This window comes from Anaerosinus sp., from assembly GCF_965318445.1.
In genome coordinates this window covers 40684-62783 of sequence record NZ_CBDNNH010000023.1, presented here as the reverse complement: position 1 = coordinate 62783, position 22100 = coordinate 40684, and the positions used below count along the sequence as shown (strand labels likewise).

14 protein-coding genes are annotated in these 22100 nt (G+C 34.8%); 7 read left to right on the top strand and 7 right to left on the bottom strand.

The genetic code is table 11. The features are described 5' to 3' along the window. Nucleotides 1-48: 48 nt before the first annotated feature. From ACWZFG_RS11305 to ACWZFG_RS11295, 3 genes are all read right to left on the bottom strand, one after another. The gene (locus ACWZFG_RS11305) at nt 49-1278 is read right to left on the bottom strand and encodes a hypothetical protein (RefSeq protein ID WP_177505975.1); all 1230 of its coding nucleotides are present in this window, start codon (nt 1276-1278) and stop codon (nt 49-51) included. 31 nt (nt 1279-1309) lie between these two features. After that, nucleotides 1310-2602, bottom strand: a complete 1293-nt coding sequence (locus ACWZFG_RS11300) for a hypothetical protein (RefSeq protein ID WP_147669325.1) — start codon at nt 2600-2602, stop codon at nt 1310-1312. Nucleotides 2603-2692: 90 nt separating this feature from the next. Next, a complete protein-coding gene (locus ACWZFG_RS11295; protein ID WP_455577660.1) occupies nt 2693-4159 on the bottom strand; it encodes a hypothetical protein in 1467 nt (488 codons plus the stop codon). A gap of 1393 nt (nt 4160-5552) precedes the next feature. On the opposite strand from ACWZFG_RS11295, the gene gyrA reads away from it, so the two are divergent. Then, nucleotides 5553-7988, top strand: coding sequence for a DNA gyrase subunit A (gyrA, locus tag ACWZFG_RS11290; RefSeq protein ID WP_177504744.1), 2436 nt, complete (start codon nt 5553-5555; stop codon nt 7986-7988). Nucleotides 7989-8193: 205 nt separating this feature from the next. Here gyrA and ACWZFG_RS11285 read toward each other — a convergent pair whose 3' ends face one another. Continuing rightward, nucleotides 8194-8523 carry a methyl-accepting chemotaxis protein gene (locus tag ACWZFG_RS11285; protein ID WP_455577683.1) on the bottom strand — a complete coding sequence of 110 codons (330 nt, stop codon included), beginning with the start codon at nt 8521-8523 and terminating at the stop codon, nt 8194-8196. 199 nt (nt 8524-8722) lie between these two features. On the opposite strand from ACWZFG_RS11285, the gene ACWZFG_RS11280 reads away from it, so the two are divergent. From ACWZFG_RS11280 to ACWZFG_RS11260, 5 genes are all read left to right on the top strand, one after another. Next, nucleotides 8723-10774, top strand: a complete 2052-nt coding sequence (locus tag ACWZFG_RS11280; RefSeq protein WP_455577659.1) for a diguanylate cyclase domain-containing protein — start codon at nt 8723-8725, stop codon at nt 10772-10774. A gap of 292 nt (nt 10775-11066) precedes the next feature. After that, nucleotides 11067-12536, top strand: coding sequence for a DUF3375 domain-containing protein (locus ACWZFG_RS11275; RefSeq protein ID WP_455577658.1), 1470 nt, complete (start codon nt 11067-11069; stop codon nt 12534-12536). Beyond that, complete coding sequence (locus tag ACWZFG_RS11270) at nt 12533-13138, top strand: DUF4194 domain-containing protein (protein ID WP_455577657.1); 606 nt, start codon at nt 12533-12535, stop codon at nt 13136-13138. The genes ACWZFG_RS11275 and ACWZFG_RS11270 overlap by 4 nt, the downstream gene beginning before the upstream one ends. After that, the gene (locus ACWZFG_RS11265) at nt 13125-16505 is read left to right on the top strand and encodes an ATP-binding protein (RefSeq protein WP_455577656.1); all 3381 of its coding nucleotides are present in this window, start codon (nt 13125-13127) and stop codon (nt 16503-16505) included. Before ACWZFG_RS11270 ends, ACWZFG_RS11265 begins: the two co-directional genes overlap by 14 nt. 259 nt (nt 16506-16764) lie before the next feature. After that, entirely contained in the window at nt 16765-17100 is a 336-nt protein-coding gene (locus ACWZFG_RS11260) for a NirD/YgiW/YdeI family stress tolerance protein (RefSeq protein WP_177504749.1), read from the top strand. A gap of 65 nt (nt 17101-17165) precedes the next feature. Here ACWZFG_RS11260 and ACWZFG_RS11255 read toward each other — a convergent pair whose 3' ends face one another. Genes ACWZFG_RS11255 through ACWZFG_RS11245 form a run of 3 tightly spaced genes read right to left on the bottom strand, consistent with a single transcriptional unit; the run spans nt 17166 to nt 18906 of the window. After that, nucleotides 17166-18296, bottom strand: a complete 1131-nt coding sequence (locus ACWZFG_RS11255) for a sodium ion-translocating decarboxylase subunit beta (RefSeq protein WP_455577682.1) — start codon at nt 18294-18296, stop codon at nt 17166-17168. Nucleotides 18297-18323: 27 nt separating this feature from the next. Then, nucleotides 18324-18467: a hypothetical protein gene (locus tag ACWZFG_RS11250; RefSeq protein WP_177504750.1), complete on the bottom strand. Its 144-nt coding sequence runs from the start codon at nt 18465-18467 to the stop codon at nt 18324-18326. Nucleotides 18468-18480: 13 nt separating this feature from the next. Further along, entirely contained in the window at nt 18481-18906 is a 426-nt protein-coding gene (locus tag ACWZFG_RS11245) for a thioesterase family protein (protein WP_177504751.1), read from the bottom strand. A 389-nt stretch (nt 18907-19295) separates the two neighbouring features. Between ACWZFG_RS11245 and ACWZFG_RS11240 the strand changes: the two genes are divergently transcribed. Next, the gene (locus ACWZFG_RS11240) at nt 19296-22085 is read left to right on the top strand and encodes an ATP-binding protein (protein ID WP_177504752.1); all 2790 of its coding nucleotides are present in this window, start codon (nt 19296-19298) and stop codon (nt 22083-22085) included. Nucleotides 22086-22100: the final 15 nt, after the last annotated feature.

Genomic DNA, 22100 nt, shown 5'->3' with positions numbered 1-22100 from the left:
CGAAAATCCCCCTATTAATAATGCATTTAAAGCAATTGTGATTTAAGATTAGAAATACCAGATAAGATTAATTCTCGAATAGGCAGGTGCGCTATCGCCGGTTTTCCAACTGCCATAATCATCACTACTATAATCTTTCATTGCCTTTCTACCTATAGACTGATATAGTGCAATTTTCATATCGCGGCGCAATATATACTCGCCCCATAGAATAAATGTGTTCGTACCAAGCTGGTCACGAAGTCCTAGGCTTACTGTATTTACACCATTTAATGCAGTCGCGTATATGTTTCCTGGTTCAATTCTTTCGTAATCTAACCCAATTGTATAGCTGCCAGGAACTGCGCGGTCAGCGCCTTTGTATTTTAAACGAACAAAGATGCCTTCTGCATCTTGTGCTAAATTCTTTGAATAGTCAGCGGCGATAGAAAGATCTTTTGCTAGGGCTCGTTTAAATCCGATACCGCGCATTTTAAAATCATTGCGCTCTTTGGCTTCAACCTCATCAAGCATCCAACCGTATAAGGTAGTACCATCGCCTAAGGCTTGTTTACCGTAAATCAAGTAACATCTTTCCAAGCCTTTATGTTTCTCTGACCAAGAAGCATTTAAGTTATTCCAATATTTATCGTAAGTATCAACTGCATCCCAATTACCATAAGCAATGCTTAAATTTTCTTCGTTCCCAAAGCTTACTTTTACTCCATCAAAGTAACCAGAACTATTACTATCGGCCCAATATTTAGTAGCACCTATATTGTGCCCCATGCGTCCGACCGTCAAGCTATTGTCGCCTAAAAAATTTCTCTTTTTTAGGAATAAATTTGATAGTGCATGGTTATCAGATCCACTAAAATCATCATAACGTTCATCACCAGCGCTAAAATCAGGCAGTCCAGCTGTATTTCGGCTCGTTAATCCAAATCCGTTATCTGACATTGCGTCATATTTTGCTTGTACTACCAGATCATCACTAATATTATATCTGACTTTGAAGCCAACACTTTCAGTGATTGTACTATGCTTGCCAATATGTTGGTCAATTAACTTTATGCGCATATCACCGCTGACTTTTAAAGCTTTATCATCTTTTGTTTCTTCTTTGCGAATTTCTTCTTTATCTTGCTTTAAATTGGATAGTTCCTCACGTAAATATGCAACGCGATTTTTTAGCTGTTGGTACTCAGCATCGCTCGTATCGGGTTCTGCTGCAAATACTGTACCAGCAAAACCTAAACTTAACGTTACTGACAATGTAGCTGCTAGATATTTTTTCATTTATTTCACTCCAAAACTATATTTATCTTAATTAAAATTTCGTTGAAAGGGAGATTGAAGTATAATCATCAGCTTTTTCACCAGTTTCTGTATATTTTGTTGCAAATGATCTCTTCGCTTCTACCAATAAATCATATCCAGGTGCCCATTGGAATCCAATAACCGGACCTTTAATGCCGTCTTCGGCTAATGTCATATCACTGGAAAGTTTGTTTCCTGCAAGGATAGAGTAGTACTCTGTTCCTTTATTATTTTCTCTTGTGTAAGCTGCATCAATGTGTCTATAGTCTAAGTTTACTCCAAAGGAGCCAGGTTTTTCGATGTCAGCACCTTTATAGCGTAAACTTAAATAGTAAGCATTTTGATGATCATCAAAAGCTCGGTTTTGCATAAAGTCTCCGAGTAAGTTTACATTATCAGTAATCTCTGTTTTAACACCAAGTCCCCAGAGCTCATGACCACCGCTCCACTCTGCTTCTGTAGGTTTAGTGGAATTTGATGTCATCAATGCATTGGCTCTCGCACTGCCGACTTCTTTTAAATACATTGTGTAGAAGTCGGTTTTATCACTGATTGGAAATTTGGCATTTAAGAAGAAAGCATCTTCAATTCCTTTAGTGAAATAATATGGTGTTGCAGAGTCTCCATTAGGATAAGTCGCGGATGTCCCACCCGTAACATACTCTGGATATTCCATTGCTGCACCAAAATTAGCAAAACCAACAGTGATCCGTTTATCATCGGTAAAATCAAATTTTATCCCATCAATTCCGCCAGATGCCTCAGCATCTGACCAGAACCCAGTTGCTCCAAAGGTTTGTCCAAAACGACCAGCAGTAATAGCTTTTGCTCCTAAGGCATCATACATTTCTATGTAAGCATCTGAAATCCAGTTGTTGTCCGAGCCGGAGAAATCTGCATAGCGATAAGATCCATTAGCGCTGTATAAATTGTCTGCACGATTTGAAGTTAAACCAAATTCATTGTCGTCCATCACGTTCCAACGCATATGAAAATTCATATCATCACCAACAGGATGATCCATCGTGATTCTGAATCGTTCCGTTGTTTTAGAACTGGAACCTAAATTAGAGTATTTAAATCTCGCATCGCCTTTAAACTCCCAAAGTTTGTCTCTTTTTTCTTTTTTCTCTTGGAATTTATCCTTATTTTGCTCTACTTTAAGTAATTTACTTAATTCGGCAATTTCTGTTTTTAATGCGTTAATTTCTTCTTGTGTCGGTGCAGCAAAAGCTGAATTTGCAAAATTCAAAGAAATAGCCGCAGTTAGAGCCATAATGAAGCATTTATTGCTTTTTTTCATTTTATATTTCCTCCCATAATCTAACGCGTATATACTACATAATTAAAAGAATCGTTTTAATTAAGGTCTCTTTATTCTCAACGCTGTACATTAGAAACGTGCAGATAATGAGACAAATGTGTAATTAGAGGCATCTTCTGTTTTTAAATCTGAATGTGCGGTATAATTTCCGTTAACTTTTCCATAATCGTAGTCATAGAAGCTTTGTTTATTGTTAAATGCATGCATACCTTGTAGCATAATATCTTTGGTTATCATATATTGGAATCCGATGACAGGTCCTTTAATACCATCGCTAACTAAAGTATTATCGCTAGATGAATAAGGGTTGTATAGCATGGAATTTAAAGAATAATACGCTCCAGCGGTCATATTAGAACGCGTTGCAGCATCGATATCACGATAGTCAAGATTCATACCAAAAGAACCTTGGTCACCCCATTTTGCGCCTTTATAGCGTAGACTGAGATATAATGCTTTTTGGTCATCATACTCTTGGCGTACATATCGGCCTTCCTCAGCACTTCCTACTTTATTTCCTCCCCAAGTACCGTTTGCCATATAGATGCTGTGGTTTGCAGCATTCACCATATAATCCCCAACAAAAGTGAAGTTTTTGTCTAGTTTAGCTGTAACTCCGACGCCTCTTAGATCGTAATCGCTAGGCATTTCATCGTAATAAGGGATATAAGCATCACCAGTGGTATGGCGTGTAGAATCTCCCTCTTTTTCTTTTAGCATCATCCCATGTAACGTTACAGCATTACCTATTGGAATTGTTGCATTTAGAAAATAAGCTTCTTCAAGTGGCTTGACTAGATAAGCATCGCCAAGGTAGTCGTTGGTTTGTACATTTTTACTTGTAAAATCGGGGTAATCAAGATTAGCACCGAAATCGGCATAACCAATTGTAACTTTTGCTTTATTACCAAAAGTCATTTTTATTCCATCAATACCACCATACGCATCTTCGTCAGCCCAAAAACCAGTTGCTCCAAAGGTTTGTCCGAAGCGACCCACAACAATTTCATTAGCGCCAAAACTATCTTTTACTTTTAAATACGCATCAGATACCCAGCCGCTATCCGTTGCACCTAAATCTGGATAAACCGTTTTTGCGACAGAGTGGTTTGTATTGTTTGTATTGATTTTATGAGCAAAATGGTCGGATAAGCCAAATTCATTGTCTTCCATCATCGACCATCGCGTATAAAAACTCATTTTTTCATTGATATCATTATTGACTGATAAGCGGGCACGTTCTTTCCATTTACCGCCAGCTTCACTGTTTTCCCATTTTACACGAATATCTCCAGAGATATTCCATTTGTCTAACTTGTTATCAGCCTCTTTTTTTTGCTCAACCGTTTTATCCTGTTCCATTTGTAAAGAGTTTTCTAGTTCAGCCAGTTGACGTTCTAAGGTTGCTAGTTCTTCTTCTAATGTTGGTACTGTTGTTATACTTTCGGCCGCCAAAGCTGTTCCAGATAATTCAAGCGCAATTAGTCCAGCTAATGCTAAGCTGCAACACTTTTTAAACTTCCTATTTTTTTTCATCTTAATTTACCAGCCCTTCTTTATCCGTTGTAAAATTTATATCATATTGAGAATACGCTTTTGCTTCAAATGTTATTTATAGAGGTTATCCTAGAAAATTCTTATTCATAAAAGCTATCTGAAATATAATCATTTTGTTTTTGTGATTTAGATGTTAGATATAGACGATCAAGAAAAATATAAGAATTAAAAAGTTGAATAATATCTATATTTTATAGCAGGACTATTTTTCATTAAAAAGAAGCTTTTAAAAATAAATAAGAGTAAAGCAGAAAAATTATTTAGTTTTAGAAGTAAAATATTAGCTGAAGAAAACTAATAAGAATCTTTTAAGAGCGAAAACATGCATTAGAAGAATTATTTCTGATGCATTTTATTTTAATAAGCAATTCTCAATTTAATTTCAGAGGCATAGAGGCATATATGTATAAATTTTTTTATCACTTCTTTTCTTTTTATAATGAGTAATATTTTAAATTCTTTATTGGCATTTCATTTTGATTTGTTATTTATTATTAAATTAAATATAAATTTTAAAGTTGAATTTCGTTATAACACATGATATAAAATTGCAAAATTCCGCGGATAAATACATTTATCCGCGGAATTTTGCAATTTTTTTAGAGGAAATGACTAATAAATACAGCTCCTTTTAGATTCTCTTTTAAGTAAGAGAATATTATTTCTACGACATGTCTATTCTCGTGTCATAAACTTTGCTATTTAAATTTCGACAAAATGTTACATTGTTCTACAAGAATATTATAGGAAAATTTTACCTGTTACGAATATCAGATAAATTCCGAATTTACAGTAGGATATTTAATCATTTTTTAATATTTAATAACTTAAAATTTAAAATTATAGTTAATAAATACTAAAAAAAAGTCTTGGTAATACGGATAACCTACTAAAAAATAATTAAATTAATGTATTATTAATGTTATGACAAAATATCGATAAATAGATAGAAATCAATGAAGTTAAGCATAATGTTAATTTTATTGACTTTTTAGTCAAATATTTTAACCACTGGAATAAAAAGTAATACAAAAAAGAAATGCTTGTAAGAATTTTATTACGTGCTATTTTAAAGTCAGTCGTAATCAAAAAATAAATAAATTATTTATTTTAAGAAAAAAAATAAAAAAATTTGCTAAATTCTCGAAAAATCTAGTATCGCATAGAATTCATTGAATTGGAAAGAATAAAATGATATAATATGATGTTAGTATTTACTATTAAGAAAATTAATTTTTACATAGATAAACAGTGTCTGAAAAAGCAGACGGAAAATCCAAAGGCTTGCAAGAGATTCCTTCTATTGGATAATGCAAAAGTTTTGACTTATTGCCAGTGGATAAATGAAATTTGAATATTTTGAGGTGAGATTGTGGATTTTGGTTTAGGTAAAGTTTTACCGGTGCGTATTGAAGACGAAATGCGTAATTCCTATATTGATTATGCAATGAGCGTTATTGTCATGCGTGCTTTACCGGATGTACGTGATGGTTTAAAGCCTGTTCATCGTCGTATTTTGTATGCAATGCATGAAGCAGGAATGGCTCCAAACAAGCCGTATAAAAAATCGGCACGTATTGTTGGGGAAGTATTAGGTAAATATCATCCGCATGGTGACAGCTCGGTTTATGAAGCTACTGTACGGATGGCGCAAGATTTTTCTACGCGTTATTTACTTGTAGATGGGCATGGTAACTTTGGTTCAATTGACGGCGACTCTGCGGCGGCAATGCGTTATACAGAAGTGCGTATGTCTCGCGTTGCGGAACTGATGTTAGCTGATTTAGAAAAAGAGACAGTTGATTTTGTACCAAACTATGATGAATCTTTAAAAGAGCCTTCGGTATTGCCATCAAAAATTCCTAATTTACTAGTAAATGGTTCTGCTGGTATCGCTGTCGGCATGGCAACGAATATACCTCCGCATAACCTTGGCGAAGTCATTGATGGCGTATTGATGATGATTGATAATTCAGAGGTAACAATTAATGAATTAATGACTGCGATTAAAGGCCCAGATTTTCCAACGGGAGGCTTAATCTTAGGAACAGAAGGAATTTTTTCTGCGTATAATACTGGTCGCGGTGTTGTGAAAATGCGTGCACAGGCACGTATTGAAATAATGTCGAATGGCAAGCCGCGGATTGTTGTAACAGAGATTCCATATCAGGTGAATAAAGCGCGTTTAGTTGAAAAAATTGCAGAATTAGTGCGCGATAAATCTATTGAAGGCATTACAGATTTACGTGATGAAAGTGACCGTAAAGGGATGCGTATCGTAATTGAACTTCGTCGTGATTCTAATCCAGATGTAATTTTGAATCAATTATATAAACATACGCAAATGCAGGAAAGCTTTGGGGTTATTATGCTGGCGCTTGTAGATGGCAGACCGCGCGTTTTGAATTTGCGTGAAGTTATTTACTATTATTTAGAGCATCAAAAAGAAGTAATTACAAGAAGAACGCAATATGAACTTGCAAAAGCAAAAGCAAGGGCTCATATTTTAGAAGGTTTACGCATTGCACTCGATCATATTGATCAAGTAATTGCGACAATCCGTCAATCTCAAACGACAGATATTGCGCGTAATGCGTTAATGGAAAGTTTTGATTTATCAGAAAAGCAAGCACAAGCAATTCTAGATTTACGGTTACAACGTTTAACTGGACTTGAACGTGAAAAAATTGATGAAGAATATAAAAACTTACTTGAAACAATTGCTTGGTTAGAATCTGTTCTCGCAGATGGACAAAAAGTATTGAATATTATCAAAGAAGAACTGACTGAAATTAAACGTAAATTTGGTGATGGGCGTCGTACTGCAATTACCATTGATACATCAAAGATTGACATGGAAGATTTGATTGCACAAGAAGATATTGTCATTACGCTTACACATGGCAATTATATTAAACGTTTACCAGTCGATACATATCGCAGTCAAAAACGTGGTGGTCGTGGTGTTGCTGGCATGGGAACGAAAGAAGAAGATTTTGTAGAGCATCTGTTTGTAACAACGACGCATCATAATATTATGTTCTTTACTTCCCGCGGAAAAGTATATCGCTTAAAAGGCTATGAAATTCCGGAAGCCGGACGCACGGCGAAGGGGACGGCAATTATTAATTTATTGCCGTTAGATGCGGATGAAAAGATTACTGCTGTAATTCCAATTAGACAATTCTCACCTGGTAAATTCTTGTTCATGGCAACAAAAAAGGGAATTGTTAAGAAAACGGAATTAATGGAATACGATACGGCTCGTAAAGGTGGATTAATCGCAATTTCACTTGATGAAGATGATGAATTAATCGGTGTAAAATTCACCAATGGCGAACAGCACTTGATTATCGGCACGCGAGATGGCATGGCAATTACATTCGCTGAAACAGATGTAAGATCTATGGGAAGGACAGCTCGTGGTGTGATTGGAATCCGCTTAAATAAAGGTGATGAAGTCGTTGGCATGGATAAAATTAAGCGTGATGCTGAAGTCTTAACTGTAACAGAAGAAGGTTATGGTAAGCGGACATCTACGGATGAGTATCGTGCACAAGGGCGCGGTGGTAAAGGTATTATTAACATGAAGGTTACAGAAAAAACTGGACGGGTTATTGGAATCAAGGTTGTAAAGCCAGGACAAGAATTGATTCTGATTTCTACAGAAGGTATTGTTATCCGCATGGACGTGGATGATATATCTGTAATTAGTCGTAATACACAAGGCGTTACATTGATGAAAACTGCTGAAAATGATAAAGTTGCATCGCTTGCGGCAGTAGAAAAAAAATCAGGAAATGAATAATTGATTAATGAAGATCACACGAGAGAAAATCCGTGTGATCTTTTTTGCTGTTACAGACCAAGAAGTATACAGAATATTTTATGGGTAAATCAATATTCATTTGATATACTTAAAAAATAAATTTTAAGAAAATAAAAATAATTGGCTTCGAGTGAATTTTATGGCAGAAAATCAATCATACTGCAAATGATTATGGATTTTATACTCATTTTTTATTTAGTTTATCAATTTTGCCGCCAAAGGAGTTAACTACATCAGCAATTGAATCAACACTTGTCGTTTCTTCACTAATTTTTTTACTCGTAAGGTCAATGCTATCAATAATTTGTTTACTAAAATCTTTTATTTCTTGTGTAAATGCAGTAAATTCGTCAAAAATTTTTTGTACGTTGTTGACGAAAGTTACGTTTTCCTTTGTAGCAGATGAGAGTTCACGAATATTTTCAGCAACGACAGCAAAGACTCTACCAACTTCACCTGCTCTAGCCGCTTCAATAGATGCATCTATTGCCAATAAATTTATTCGTCTATTTATGTTTTTTTATAGGTTAATATAGAAATGTTTGGTATAATAAAAATATTGTAAATATAAAACTGAAGAAAAATTTTTACTTTTTCGATTGTGATTTTAAAATGTGTTATTTTTATAAAAATGAATATCATATTGCTAAAGAATAGATATTTTCAGCTGATTGAAACATGGAGAAGTATATGTGGAGGTTTGATGCAAGGTCATGGAAATGCAAAAGATGATAGAACCTGTTTTCTCAGTATTGATTGTTGACGATACTTTGTTATATAGAACTATGGCAGAAAATATTTTAACAGCAGATGGTTATCACGTATATTGTGTTGAATCTGGATTAGGCGCGATTAATTTGTTAAAAACAATAAAGCCTACGATTATTTTACTAGATATAGAAATGAAGAAGATGGATGGCTATGAAACGTTTTCTGTAATTCGAAATTGTGCAGAAACGGCGGATATTCCAATCATTTTTATTACATCAAAAACAAAGCCCGAATTTGAATTAAAAGCCTTCCAATTGGGAGCTGCTGATTATATCTCAAAACCATTTATTCCTGAAATTATGCTTAAGCGTATTGACCGCGTTATACAGCTTGATTTGCTGCAAAAAAAGTTAGAACAGCAAGTAAGGGCAAAAGGGGATCAATTAGAAAAAATTTCATTGCAAGCAATTTCTACAGTTGCTGCAACTGTAGATGCAAAAGGGCGTTATACGAGAGGCCATTCTGTCCGCGTAGCTAAAATTGCTGTAAGAATTGCTGAGATATTAGGATGGAAGCAGGAAAAAATAATAGAACTAAAACATATTGCTTTACTCCATGATATAGGAAAGATTGGCATTAGTGATTTAATTTTAAATAAACCAACAAAATTAACAGATGAGGAATATGAAATTGTTAAAAATCATACTGCGATCGGTTGTGAAATATTAAAGGATATTACAGTAATAAAAAATATTTGCGATGGTGCGAAGTGGCATCATGAATGGTATGATGGAAATGGATATCCAGATGGGCTTGCGGGAGAAAATATTCCTTTGACGGCCCGAATTATTGGAATCGCAGATGCCTATGATGCGATGGCATCAAGAAGATCTTATCGCAGTAGCCTGCCAAATCAATTTATCGTTTCCGAATTAACAAAGTATCGTGGAACACAGTTTGATCCTGATCTAGTAGATATTATGTTAATGTTGCTTGAAGATGGATTGGATGTAAAAGCAAGTGAACATCCGGTTTTTATTGCGGGAAATTTAGCAAGTGAAAGTCAGGCGCTATTATATCAAGTGTATAATAAGTCGGTGGAAGAAAATAGAAAAGCATTGGGGATCGATGCACTTACGCAAGTGTACAATCGAAGATTTTTTGAATTTGAAGTAAATCATGCACTTGGTCAAGGGTATACAGGTATTTTTATGATGCTTGATATTGATAACTATAAGCAAGTGAATGATACTTATGGTCATGTGGTAGGTGATAAACTCTTAATTTTATTGGCAGAGGTTTTTCGCAATGTGTTGAGTGCGGAAGATTATGTTGGAAGGATGGGGGGAGATGAATTCGTTATCTTCCTTAATAATTCTTTTTCAGAAGATTATGTTGATACCATAGTAAATGAAATTTCTAAAAATTTTAATGAAGAAAAATCAGAAGTAGATTATTTAAATATATGCTCATTATCCATTGGTATTGCCGTTGCAGAAAAAAGTACAAATAAAATATCCTTTGCAAACTTGTATCGTCAGGCGGATATTGCTTTATATTCGGCAAAACAACTAGGTAAGAATAGACATGCCTACTATCATGCGATTTTGCAGGAGATCAAAAAGATTACGTTGAAAAATATTGAGCAGGATATATTATCATTTAAAAAATATGTATTTGCAAAAGAACGTAATCAAAGTATATTAACTCCGCCAGAAAGGTATGAGTTAGCTTATCAAATAATTAAACGAATTTTGTCAAAGCAAAAAAACTGTCGTGTTGATATTATTATTTTAGCGATTTCAAGTGATAGTTATGTCGATCAAAAAAATATTATTAAAGAATCAAAGCAATCATTGAAAGTTGCAATTCATAAGTCGTTGCGAGCAAGTGATTTTGATCTAGAGTTTGGTGGAAATCAATTCATGTTAATTCTAGCAAACGCTTCTGATGCAGTTTGTGATCGTGTAGCAGCGCGTGTGATTAAACAACATAGAATGGAAAGTGATGAGGTCGTAGAGGTACTTTATCGTAAAGCAAAAATTATATGGTAAGCTTGATAAGAGAAAAAAGGATTTAATTTTCCACTCTTATTGAGCTTATTTTTTTGTCTACTGTATCTCAATTCTAGTCGCTAGATTTTCTTCTGAAAGGGTCATGTTTATGTTAGAATAGACAAATAGATAAACAAGTCTGTTTTAAGAGGAGTTTTAACCTTCACTGAAAGCAGCGGCGGAATTCGGGGCTTACGGGATTTTTTGTTCCGCCTAAAAATTCGGATGAATTTGTAAAAGTAAATATTTTTTGTATTTAAGGACTGGAGAGAAAGAAAGCAGGGGTTTTGTTTTGGCAAGGATTTCAGAGCATATGGAATTTGCATATTTAGATGCACTTAGAGAAAATAATGCATCTTGGCGTCTATTAGCGGCACCGCAGGCAAGTTTTATTTTGGCGTTTTTCTACCGTATATTTGTATCTGAAGGGCGGCGCTCAATTTCTGAACCGGAACTCATTGCGAGTTTAGAAGATTATATTGATCAAACAGGTATAGGTAAAAAGGAGATTTTTGTTCGCCCGGCAAAGGGATATTTAGAAGTATGGGCAGATGCAAGCCACAGTTGGTTAAGGCGGTTTTATTATCGAAATGAGCCGCATTATGACTTAACGGCAGCAGCGCAAAAAGCAGTAGAATGGCTGTATCAATTGAAACCCAGATCCTTTGTTGGAACGGAATCACGGCTTCGGACAGTTTTTGATTTAGTGCGGCAAATTGCAGAAGAAACGGATACTGATATACAGATAAGATTGCAGTTCCTAGAAGAAGAAAAGGCTAGGATAGAAGAAAAAATTACACAGCTAAAACAAGGGCATATTGAAATACTGGATGAAGTGCAAATTAAAGAGCGATATTTGCAGGCGGCTGTAATGGCGCAGGATATTTTAGCAGACTTTCGTGAAGTTGAAGAAAATTTTCGCAATTTGGAGCGGCGAATGATTGAGAAAATTGTTACGTGGACGCATGGTAAGGGAGAATTATTGGAAGAAATTTTTGCAGAACGTGATGGAATTAACCAATCAGAACAAGGCCGAAGTTTTTCTTCATTTTGGCGGTATTTGATGTTATCTTCTCAACAGGAGTCTTTCGAAGGTAATTTAAAGAAGGTATTAAGAATCGATGCGATAAAAGATTTGGGTACTGATATAGATTTAAATAAAATTCATCTTGATTGGTTGCAGGCGGCGATGCACGTACAAGATACGGTTGCATTATTGTCGAAACAATTGCGTCGTTATGTGGATGAGAATTATTTAGAAGAAGAGCGACGAATTTTCGCTTTAATTCAAGATGTTCAAATAAAGGCAGTTGAACTTAACCCTCAACCGCCAAAGGGGATTTTTAGTGAAATTGATGCAATTTCACCAGAGTTTATTTTGCCAATGGATCGCAAATTATTTCATGTACCAACGCAACGTAATTTTAAAAATAAAGTTTTAAAAGATGGAGAAGCGGAAGAATCCGTGGATGCTTTATTTCAGCAAGTGTCCATTGATCGAGAAGTACTTAAGAAAAATATTGACACGCTCTTACAAGAAAAGGAGCATGTGAGTCTAGCGGAGGTTATTGAAGCGTATCCATTAAAGTATGGTCTGACAGAATTATTAAATTATATGGTCCTGGCTAGTCGGTTAAGTTTATCTTCTTTTGATGGTAAAAAGGAAGAACAAATTATTTTCGAGACAGAAGATGCACAAAAAATGATGGTAAAATTGGATAAAATATCGTTCGGTCGTGAGAAGAAGGAGGCGAAAAAATGACAACAGCAGAAACTGAGTATTCTAGAGCTTTGATTGCATTATGCAAAGGAATCGTTGCTCAAGATACCCAACCGGATTTATGGCAGATCATTCGAGAAAATCAACAATTAATAAATGAATATGTAGCTAAATTAGGTCTTTGTTTACTAGTGGATGAAGTAGATGAGTATGCGTATTTAAAGCAAGCTGAAGGCGAGAATTCCTTGCCAAGAATTGTCCCACGGCATCAATTAAGCTACGCAGTTAGTTTATTAATTGTCTTATTGCGAAAACATCTGGGAGAGTATGATGCATCAAATGGCGATAGTCGGTTATTGCTTACACGTCAGAAAATTATCGCCAGTATGCGTGTATTTTTACAGGCGACTACGAATGAAATAAAAATCATGCAAGAGATTGAGAAGTGTATTGATAAAGTAATTAAGCTTGGATTTTTGCGTCCGCTAGAAAAGGATGGCGATGTTTATGAGGTGCAGCGAGTTCTACGTAGTTTTGTCAATGCACAATGGCTTCGTGAGCTGGATGAGCGGCTAGCAGAATATAAAGCGTATGCAAATCAAGGAAGCAAAGAGGAAGAAGGTGCTCTTGATGGATTTATTTAATCTTGAAGAAACTTTAGCCAAGAACAAACTAGGGTTTCGATTGCAGCGCCTAGAGGTTTATAACTGGGGAACGTTTGATGAAAAGGTCTGGACACTAAACTTAAATGGTGATACTTCATTATTAACAGGTGATGTTGGTTCAGGAAAATCTACATTAGTAGATGCTCTTTTAACTTTGCTCGTATCCCCACGTAAGATTACTTATAATAAAGCTGCTGATGCAAGTGCTAGGGAAAGGTCTATCCTTTCCTATGTACGCGGATATTTTGGACAAAAAAGAACGCTGGAAGGTATGGGACAGCCGGAGTCGTTACGCGATATGAATCAATATTCGGTAATTTTAGGTGTATTCTCTGATGAAAATTTAGCTGCAACGGTTACGCTAGCGCAAGTATTTTGGTTTTCTGAAGAACAGAGAAAGGTTTTGAGATTTTATTTGGTCGGAAGCCATGCGCTTTCAATTACGCGGAATTTTAGTCATTTTGGAACGGATATGCGTAGTTTAAAAAAGCAGTTATCACAAAACAGTGCAGTTTCTATTTATGAAGATTATCAAAGCTATGCACGTGATTTTCGCCGTAAGTTTGGCATTCAATATGAGCAGGCATTGGATTTGTTTCAACAAACAATTTCGATGAAGAAAGTGGATGCATTAACTGATTTTGTTCGGCAGAATATGCTTGAGCCACCTGATACACAAATGGATGTCGAATGCTTGTTGGGGCATTTTTACGACTTAGATATAGCATATGGCATTGTCATGAAAGCGAAAAAACAGCAATCTATGCTTATGCCAATAGCAAGAATCGGCGGGCAATATCAGTTATTGCAAGCTAGACAAAAGGATTTAGAAGTCATGCAGCGAGGGCTAGAGCCTTGGTTTGCTTCTTTGCACGCAGAGCTATTTAGAGAAAAATTAGAAAAATTCAATGAAGAGTACGATACACAAACAAAAGAACTAAATCAATTAGATACAGAACTTACATTTATCGGGAAAATATGTAATGATTTACGGGTGCAGATTGCCCAAAATGGTGGACAACGTTTAGAACATTTAAAATTTGAAATTGAGCAAGAGAAAAGAATTCTTGAGGAGCGGAAACACAGTTTAGAAAAGTTTACATATCGTGCAGAAGAGCTGGCTTTACCAATTCCAACGAGTGAAGCAGAGTTTAAACTCCATATGAAAAAAATAGAGCAGCTTCGGCAAGAAATTAACATAGATAATGAAGTTCTAGCAGATGATTTGGATAGTTATAACTTGAACCTTAATGAAGTAAAGCAAGAACAACAGCAAATTAATAATGAGTTAGCTTCCTTAAATTTGCGCCAATCGAGTATTCCAAGTGTGTATGTAGAGATTAGAAAAACTCTTTGTAAAAATTTGGATTTAATGGAAAGTGAATTGCCGTTTGCCGGTGAGCTTATGGAGGTCAACGAAGAGGAAAGCGAATGGGAAGGTGCTATTGAAAGGCTATTGCATGGATTTGGGATATCGCTTTTAATACCTGACGCACATTATGGTGAAGTTGTAGAGTGGATTGAAAAAACGCAGTTACAATTAAAATTAATCTATTACCGTGTAAAATATGGGGAAACATATACTATTTTTAGTGAATCGAAATCGAAGAATACCGTCATAGAAAAAATTCATATAAAAGAAGAATCTCCATTTGCAAATTGGTTAAAAACAGAATTAAAACAGCGCTTTCAACATATTTGCTGCCAGTCAATGACAGACTTTCGTCAGGCAAATTATGCAATTACTAAGTCAGGGCAGATAAAAGTCAACGGCAAACGGCATGAAAAAGATGATCGGCATCGATTAGATGATCGGCGGCAGTATATTCTCGGTTTTTCAAATCAAAGAAAAATGGCTGCATTAGAGCTGGAAAAGACGAACTTAAGTGCAGAAATCACACGCTGGAAGAAGCAAATAAAACTTGTCCGTGAAAAAATGACAACACACCAGAAAAGACTATCTTCTTTAGATTATCTAGAAAGCTTTGATACTTTCACAACACTTGATGTCAGTGCTATTTTGCAGAAGCTACAAAAAAAACAAGACGATTATACTGAAACGGAAAAAGCAAATGAGCTTTTATATTGCTTGCAAAAAAAATTAGTGGAGGCAGAACAGCAATATAAAAATTGTCAGGAAAAAATTGTGCTAGTTCGTGATAGTCGTAGTCGTGCAGGACTTCAAAGGGATAATTGTTGTCAACAGATTATCGAAGCAGAAGAGATTATCGCACGTCTAAGTCAGGCAGAGTTTGCCCAAGCAAGTGGATTGCTAAATGAACAAAAAAATATCTTGATGGAAAATTTCACGGTGAAAATTGAGAATATTTCACAGGTAAAGATACAATTTCAAGAGAAGCTAGGGCAACTAATTAAAGAAAATCTAGATGCGATCAGTGAAAAGAATACAGAGCTAACAGGAAAAATGACAATGTATAATCATTGTTATCCACAGGAAACGAATTCAATTGATGCAGGACCAGAATCATTAAATGAATATATAGAGATTTTGACAAAACTAGAAACAGACGGATTGCCTAATTTTGAAGTTAGATTTCGATCACTACTTAGAGAAAATACAATTCATCAGATTGCTTTATTCCAAGGTAAATTAAAACTTGCCTGTGAAACAATTGAAACGCGAATTGGGCGGATTAATAAGTCACTTTATTCTATTGATTATAATGATGGTAGATATATTCGTATAGAGCATGGAACGGTAACTGATAATGAGATAAAAGAGTTTAGAATAAAACTCAAAGCTTGTACTGATAGTATTTTAACGGGTTCAGAAGATGAACAATATGCGGAAGCCAAGTTTTTACAAGTTAAAGAAATTATCGAGCGATTTAAAGGTGAGTCAGAGGAAGATATCAAATGGCGCAATAAGGTAATTGATGTGCGTAACTGGTATTCTTTTGCCGCTTCAGAGCGCTGGCGGCAAACGGGTGAAGAGTATGAGCACTATACAGATTCCGGTGGGAAATCGGGTGGGCAGAAAGAAAAACTGGCATATACAATTCTAGCAGCCAGCTTAGTTTATAATTTTGGACTGGAATCTCAGGACGGACAAATACAGTCTTTCCGTTTTGTAGTGATTGATGAAGCTTTCTTAAAAAGTTCTGATGAATCAGCAACGTTTGGATTAACGTTATTTAAAAAGTTGCAACTTCAATTACTGGTAGTTACACCGTTATTAAAAATTGCCACGATTGAGCCTTTCGTTACGCATGTCGGGTTTGTTTATCAAGATGATGTTTCGCATCGTTCGTCATTACGTAATTTAACTATTGAGGAATTACGAGAAGAACGAGAGGATTTTTTAATAAAAGCGAAAGTTAAATAAAGTAAGATAATGTATGTAATAAAAATTCATTACATTATTTTATCCTCCTCTTAGGTTTAATATTTGCAGAGTAGAGTAAAGCGAGTTTAATCTTTTAAAGTGGTCTTTTTTCAATCTAATGATTTTATGCATATCGTCATACTTGAGATTGTCTAAATAAGACAAGTAAAGATGACTATAGTCTTGAAGTAATTTTGAATAGGGAAAAAGAAGGAAGTATGATATAATACTAAAAAAATAAGTAAAGGATGTGAAAATAGTGAAGAAAGTAATTTTATCTTTACTGGTTATTTTATGTATGGTGAGTACGATTGGGATTGCAAAATCGGCAAACTATGTAGCAAGTGATGTTGCAACGGTAAAAATGCAGCAAATAGATGATCAAAAAGTAATGTTAGAGGGAACGATAGTAAGTTATTCTGGCGATGAAAAATTTGTTTTTCAAGATGCAACGGGTGAAATTGTAATGGAAATAGATAATGATGAATATCGTAATCCACAGGATATCATAGGTGTACATATTCGCGCTTACTGTGAAGTTGAAGTAAAAGTATATGGTACCTCTGTAGAAGCGGATCGAGTTGAAATTCTATAAATTTTTATATTCAAATAAAAAGATGATGTTTTAATCGCTTTGTTAAAACATCATCTTTTTTATCGCTATTTTGCACCGAGAAAAGCAAGAAGAATACCGCCAGAAATTGCTGTGCCAAATACACCAGCAAGGTTTGGCCCCATTGCATGCATGATAAGAAAATTGTATTTATTTTCTTGTAGGCCAACGACGTGAGAAACTCGAGCGGCTATTGGGACCGATGCAATGCCGGCAGAACCAATGAGTGGATTAATCTTGCCTCTACTGATTTTGTTCATAATACGGGCACCAATAACGCCAGAAGCTGTACCGAAGACAAAGGCGATAAGCCCTAAGACGATAATGAGAAGCGTATCCCAGGTTAAGAAAGAATTTGCATCCATTGTTGAGCCGATGGCGACTGTTAAAACTAATGTTACTATATTTAATAGTGTATTTGATGCTGTTTCTGCTAATCGATCCACGCATAAACATTCTCTAAGTAGATTACCAAGCATAAGCATTGTAATAAGCGGTGCAACAGGAGGTAAAAATAAATTTACGATAATGGCGATAACGATGGGAAAAACGATTTTTTCCAAACGAGAAACGTAACGTGGTTGTTGCATAATGATGTTACGTTCTTCCTTTGTAGTCAGCAAGCGCATAATTGGTGGCTGAATCAGTGGCATAAGTGCCATATAAGAATATGCTGCAACCGAAATTTGTGGCAACAAATGCGGGGCGAGTTTCATTGTAACGTAAATTGCCATTGGCCCATCGGCTCCCCCAATAATACCGATTGCCGAAGCCTCGGCAAGTGTAAACCCTAATAGTTTAGCGCCAATTAAAGAAACAAAGATTCCTAGATGGGCAGCTGCGCCAAGAATGACTAAACTAGGATTGGCTATCATCGGACCAAAATCAGTCATTGCCCCAATTCCAAGAAAAATTAGAGGTGGGATAATCAATAATTCTACGCCTTGATATGCATAATGAAATAATCCACCAGGTTTTGTTAAATCTGAACCAGGAACATTTGCGACGATACATGCTAGCCCAATGCCCACCAATAAAAATGGCTCGTATTTTTTGATGATTCCTAAATAAAGAAGAATTCCGCCCACGATGATCATTACGATATTACCCCACCATAGATCAAGTAACCCAGTCTGATTTAATAATTCTGCCATTAACGTTGAGAACTGCTCATACATCATTAAGTCCCCCAATCAATATGATATTTATTTATCCTCTTCTACTTCTCCTAATTTATTTAAATAAGGAAATAAATACAAAACACCACCGATAAAAGCAATAAATATAAAACTGAGGAAAAAATCAATTACACTTAATAAAGCTGCTCCTTGTAATGTATCAGGAATCATAAAAAACACCTCTCTAAATTTTTTGATTCGTTAGGAAACGGGTCCGTTGTCGAGCTTTTTTCAGTAGAGCGTCTTGTTCTACAACGGAACGTCGATGCATTCCATAACCTACTTCGCCCTGCTCATCCCAAGCATCAATTTTCATTACAATTTCATGCTCACCAAGCTCAATAATAGAAGTTTTTACGGTAATAGTCATGCCGAGACTCGTTGCTGCAGTATGGGTAAACTCAGTAGAATGACCGATACTGATGAATCCTTCCGGTAAATACGGATCTACGGTTTCAACGGCGGCTTTAATTACCATACCGATACAAGCTGGTGTCGCTAACAATTCATTTAGCTCCTTTGAATAGTTACCCGCGGTATCTGATTTTTGAACAACGTGGCGAATAATAGAGTTTTGACCAATTGAAAAAATTTTTCTTATATCCAACATATTCATCCCTCCCAATATTTTATATATAGCTATATATTATTGACTTTTTAAAATATTCTGAAAACATTTTCTTTCCTTCATTGTAGCCGAATGGTTTTCAAAAGTGAAATATCAATAAATCATAATATTCATGCATAATGGTTATAGTTGGATGGTGATCCGGATATAGGAAGATCTACATATGCTTTTTAAAGGAAATATTTATGATTTTGTACGAGTTTATTCGTTTTAAATTTTGCTATTTAATTGATTCTTGCATGGGTATGTAAAGAGATAGTTTTTATTAAAGAAACTATCTTCTTTTTTTATTTCAATGATATAATGATGGTATAAAAAATTTGGCAAATATTTCACTAATTTGAATAATCTTAGAAAAGGGTGAGTTGCATATGAACTTCATTAGAGCAATTGCAATGCTATGTATTATAGCTTATTTTAATTTATTCTGTTCATTTTCATATGCAAGTGAAGCCGTAGATGAATCAAAGGTGGTACGAGTAGGACTATTGGATTATTCAACATTTATGGAAGAAAAAGATGGATTGGTGATGGGGTATGCTTATGAGTATCTAGTAGATATTTCTCGATATGCAAATTGGGATTATGAATTTGTACCAGGGACATGGGAAGAATGTTTAGAAAGATTAGAAAAAGGTGAAATAGATTTATTAGCTTCTGCACAGTATACAGCAGATAGAGCAGACCTGTATGATTATTCAACTATGCCTATGGGAGTAGCTTATACTGTCTTATGCAGTTTAAATGGACAGGATTATGCGTTTAATGATTTTAATGAATATAAAGATTTAGTAGTAGGGGTTTTAGAAGGAAGTATTAGAAGTAAAGAATATGAAAAAATTTGTAAATCCTATGGTTTTGAGCCAAAGCTTCTTTATTTTAATACGCATGAAGAACAGATGGAAGCATTAAAAAAAGGGAGGATAAATGCGGTCTTAATTAGTAGCATTCGCTGTGATAAAGGGTTAAATATTATTGCATCATTTAATTTAAATAATTATTACTTTATCGTAAATAAAAATCGCAAACAAATTTTATGGGATTTAAATAAGGCACAAGCGAAAATTCATTTTTATAACCCCTATTATGAAGCAGATTTATACAAAAAATATTATGGAAGTATAATGACTAAAAGTAATGGATTCAGCGCAGAAGAAAAAGAATATATTCAAAATAAAGGGACGATTACGGTAGTGGCATTGAGTAAATTTCCGCCAATTCAGTATTGTGAAGAGGAGGAAAATGTAAATGGCATAGTGACAGATGTTTTACAGGAAATTCTTTATTTTACCGGATTGAAGGTAAAATATTTAATCGTAGATAATCATTTTGAAGCGATTAAAGCAATTCAAGAAGGCAAGGCGGATGTATGGGCAGCTTGTTATGATGATTTTGATGCGGCAGATGCTTTTAATTTAGAACTTAGTAAGCCATTTTTAAAGCTTTACCAATCAATGATTCAAAATAAAAATAAAAAATCAGCGACGGAAGATACTGTGTATGCAGTAACTCCATATTATAAAGATTGGTTTAAATTAAAAGGCAAAAAAATCATTCTCTATGATACAATGTTAGAATGTATTCAAGCAGTAAATGATGGAATTGCAGATGTTACATTTGCGAGTTATTATATCGTGGAATATTTTATGAAGGATCCAAGATTAGATAATTTAATTGTTAGTAACCTAGATGGAAAAGAAATTGGTTTAGCGTTTGCTGTGAATAAGCAGAATCCAGAACAATTAACGAATATTCTCAATAAAGGAATAGACTCAATTCCGCAAAGTAGGATGCAAGAAATTACGTACAATCACTTGCTCAAAGAAAATAAAAATTTAGAAATTATTCAGTTTATTTATAAATATCCCATTCAGATCATTGTATTGCTATGTACTTTTTTTCTCGGGTTAAGTATGATTTTTTATTATAAAAGTCAGCATAAGAGTTTAAAGAAGGGATTTCAAGAAAAAGAAATTTATGAGCTTAATCTACAACGGGCTTTAATCCGAGCTGAGCATGCAAATGCGGCAAAAACGGATTTTTTATCGCGAATGTCGCATGAAATTAGAACGCCTATAGGCGCTATTATTGGATTTAATGAAAAAGCAGAGCAAAATATAGAAGATAAAGAAAAGGTACTTGATTGTATTCAAAAGATTAAAGTTTCTTCGAATCATTTGTTACAGTTAATTAATGATATTTTAGATATGACAAAAGTAAGTGCCGGAAAAATGGAATTAAACATTCAACCGATCAATATTATGAAAATGATGCAAAGTGTTCAAGTTGTATATGAAGAAATAGCAAGAAAAAATGAGATTTCATTTACCGTTGATATTGATACTGATTTAGATAGATATGTTATGGCCGATGAATTAAGACTGAAACAAATTATTATTAATCTGATATCTAATGCAATTAAATATAATAAATCACAAGGAACGGTTGAAATTAAGGTAAGAAAAATTGCTGACTTAGAAGAAAAAATATCTGTTCATTTTAGCATTATGGATACAGGTGTAGGGATAGCTGAAGAAAATTTGGCGGTCATTTTTCATCCTTTTGAGCGTGAAAAGACAGTAATTCGAAAAATGATTGCTGGGACAGGGCTTGGTTTAAGTATTTCTTCTAAAATAGCAATGTTAATGAATAGTAAGCTTGAAGTGATAAGTAAGTTAGATAAAGGCAGTACTTTTTGGTTTGATATTGACTTCGAAGTTGTGGATAAAAATATAGAATATGTTAGCAAAGAAAATACAGTGCAACATATTCCGGATTATAAGGGAAAACGTTTTTTAATTGTTGAAGATAATGATTTGAATGCGGAGATTATAGGAAGCGTTTTAGGACTGACAAAAGCTACGCTTGATTATGCAGTAAATGGTCAAGAAGCTTGCATTTTATTTGAGCTGTCGCCGCATCATTACTATGATGCAGTTTTTATGGATATTATGATGCCAATTATGGACGGATATGCAGCGACGATGTATATTAGAAATTTAGCCCGCCCAGATGCAAAAAGCATTTTGATTATCGCATTGTCTGCTAACGCTTTTGAAGATGATAAGGAAAGATCGCTCATCGCGGGAATGAATGAACATTGCGTAAAACCAATCGAAAAGCAGGGGTTGTTTAACGCATTAAATAAATACTTAAAATAAAAACAAACATGTCAG

What these genes read in the sequence shown, in the direction of transcription:
- ACWZFG_RS11305 (WP_177505975.1), bottom strand. Translation starts at nt 1,278, where the DNA reads ATGAAAAAATATCTAGCAGCTACATTGTCAGTAACGTTAAGTTTAGGT.
- ACWZFG_RS11300 (WP_147669325.1), bottom strand. Translation starts at nt 2,602, where the DNA reads ATGAAAAAAAGCAATAAATGCTTCATTATGGCTCTAACTGCGGCTATT.
- ACWZFG_RS11295 (WP_455577660.1), bottom strand. Translation starts at nt 4,159, where the DNA reads ATGAAAAAAAATAGGAAGTTTAAAAAGTGTTGCAGCTTAGCATTAGCT.
- ACWZFG_RS11280 (WP_455577659.1), top strand. Translation starts at nt 8,723, where the DNA reads ATGGAAATGCAAAAGATGATAGAACCTGTTTTCTCAGTATTGATTGTT.
- ACWZFG_RS11270 (WP_455577657.1), top strand. Translation starts at nt 12,533, where the DNA reads ATGACAACAGCAGAAACTGAGTATTCTAGAGCTTTGATTGCATTATGC.
- ACWZFG_RS11265 (WP_455577656.1), top strand. Translation starts at nt 13,125, where the DNA reads ATGGATTTATTTAATCTTGAAGAAACTTTAGCCAAGAACAAACTAGGG.
- ACWZFG_RS11255 (WP_455577682.1), bottom strand. Translation starts at nt 18,296, where the DNA reads ATGTATGAGCAGTTCTCAACGTTAATGGCAGAATTATTAAATCAGACT.
- ACWZFG_RS11250 (WP_177504750.1), bottom strand. Translation starts at nt 18,467, where the DNA reads ATGATTCCTGATACATTACAAGGAGCAGCTTTATTAAGTGTAATTGAT.
- ACWZFG_RS11245 (WP_177504751.1), bottom strand. Translation starts at nt 18,906, where the DNA reads ATGTTGGATATAAGAAAAATTTTTTCAATTGGTCAAAACTCTATTATT.
- ACWZFG_RS11240 (WP_177504752.1), top strand. Translation starts at nt 19,296, where the DNA reads ATGAACTTCATTAGAGCAATTGCAATGCTATGTATTATAGCTTATTTT.